The sequence below is a fragment of the Methanosphaera cuniculi genome, assembly GCF_003149675.1.
GTDB lineage: Archaea > Methanobacteriota > Methanobacteria > Methanobacteriales > Methanobacteriaceae > Methanosphaera > Methanosphaera cuniculi.
Genome location: NZ_LWMS01000032.1, coordinates 1 through 2503, shown reverse-complemented (window position 1 = coordinate 2503; position 2503 = coordinate 1). Strand labels below are relative to the sequence as shown.

The 2503-nt window shown below is 28.8% G+C and carries 1 protein-coding gene; it reads right to left on the bottom strand.

Annotated elements, in window-relative coordinates:
* Positions 1-2503 (bottom strand): right-handed parallel beta-helix repeat-containing protein (locus MSCUN_RS05505; RefSeq protein ID WP_211305558.1); only part of this gene is annotated, 2503 nt, incomplete at both ends.

Genomic DNA, 2503 nt, shown 5'->3' with positions numbered 1-2503 from the left:
TATAATGGTGTGTTTCCTGTTATATTATCTGCGTCTGCTGTTGTTGTTTTTACTGATTCATCACCTACAAGTAAATCTGCAATTAGTATATTTCCTGTTATTGTGTTATTTTTTGTATTATTTATGATAATTGTATTAGTAGCTTTTGTTGTTAGATTAGATCCTGTGATAATGTTATTATCTGTGTTTAATATAAATACTGGTTGATTATTTGTATTTAATACTTTAATACCTGTAGCATTAACAAATCCTTTATTTATAATAATAGTTGTATTATTAGATATTATTATAGGCCAACCATTTTGTTGTCCGATTTTTATTGTTTGGTTAAAAATCATTGTTTTATCTTTTAAAGCACCTATTAATGTAATTTGGTCTATATAATCATAAACTGATTTTAAGTTTCCATCATCATCAAAGTATTGATAGAAGTTTTCATCATTAAGTCTGATTAAACCCATTTTAGGTGTGTTATTAACTACTGTGTTAGTTCCCTGGTATGATACTGCTCCATCACCTTCAAATTGTGATGATTTAAGATAATTACCTGTAACTTTTGTATTTGATTGTGTACCAAGATATATTGCATATTCTTGTTTTGATGTAATATTGTTATTTTCAATAATATTATTACTTCCACTATTAATTAAAATTGAATTATCAAATATATTATTACGTATAATAGCATTTTGCATAGGATACATACTTCTTGCTTCTATAGCGTAACATGTAAGATTTACTCCTGTATTATTTTCAATAAGATATCTTGAACCACCATATAAATATAATGAATATTTTACCATATCTGATGATGATAAACTACTTTGAATTGATGATGGTTGTGGGTTAATAATTGTATTGTTAATAATATTTGTTACTGATTTATTAGAATTTGCTGCTCCACTTATTCCTGTTGATTTATTAAATACACAGTTTGTTATATTTGCTATTCCTTCATCTACGTAGATGTCAAGTTGATCATTGTTAGTAAAGTAACATCCATCAATAACTGTAATTATTCCATCTATGTCTCCTTGGTTAAAGAAGTCTGTTCCACCAGTGTTGATTGTTATTCCACTTCCTGTTTTAAATGTACTTCCTCCATTGTATCCTATGTTGTCTTGTATTGTTGAGTTGATGAGTGTTAAGTTTTTATCATTTGTAACTGATCCCCATCTTGCATAATTATTTTGGAAAGTACTGTTTATTACTGTTGCTGTTCCATTATTATATAATCCTGCTCCGTAGTTACCAGTACTTGATGATTTACGGTTTTCTTCAAATAAACTATTTGTTACATTAATATTTGCACCAGGATTATTTCTTATACTTGCTCCTACTCCACCATGGTTGAATATGAAACTTACATTATTAACAGCAAGGTTACCATAGTTATCTACAGTTGCTGTAGGATATGCACTTATACTACTTCCACCAGCATTCCAACAGTTTTTAATTGTAAAGTTAGATATTGTTATAAGACCATTACCTTGTGTTATTTTCATAGCCCAGTTTCCACGACCATTGTTGTATGGTTCCCATTCAAGTGATGCTCCCCATACACCTGAACTATTTGAAAGTGTATAATTTACTTCTCCATCGATACTTGAATTTCCAACACCAATAAAGTTAATATGTAGATCTCCAGGTACAGTTAGGTTAGTATTTCCTACTCCTTTAAATATACCGTCAAGGTATATGTTTGCATTTTGTTTGTTATTTGTTACTGTTGTTATTGCTTTTTGTATTGTTTTAAATGGACTGCTTTGTGATCCTGTGTTTGTATCTGATCCTGTATTTGCTGATACATAGTAGTTGTTTATTGTTTCATCTGTTTTTGTTGTTTTTGTATTTGGTAGTGTTATTTTTGTTTTTATTTCAGTTCTGCTTTCTTTATGGTTGTTATTTTCTCCATATATTGCTAGTACTTTTATTTCTCGGTTATTCCAACTTTTTGGTATTGTGAAGTTTAATGTTGTTTTTCCTTTTATTTTTATGGTTTGTAGTGTTTTTCCTTCTATTTTTACACATATTTTTCCAGTTTTTACTGTGTTTCCTTTTTTATCTTTTGGATCTACTGTTATTTTTAGTGTATTTCCTTCAATGCTGGTTGTTAGGTTTGTGCTTGTTTTAATTTTGTTTAGGTGTAGTGTTTTATTCATACGTGCTTCTATAAAGTCACTGCTTCCACCATATACTACTGTTATTTTGTAGTCTTTTGCTGAGTAGTTTTCTGGTATTTTGTAATTGAGTGAAGCATATCCTACTTTTACATTTGCATGTCCTATTGTACATCCATTTATTTTAAATGCTACTTTTCCAGCTTGTACTAGTTCATTATTGTTTGTTGTTAGTTTTGCTTTTATTGTTATTGTTTCTCCTGGTTTTGCTGTTATATCTTTTAATTCAATGTTTGTATAGTTATATACAACTTTAGCAACTTCTAAATCTTCCATGTAAAGTGATATATCATCATGTTTAGCAGGAAGTTTACTAATATCAA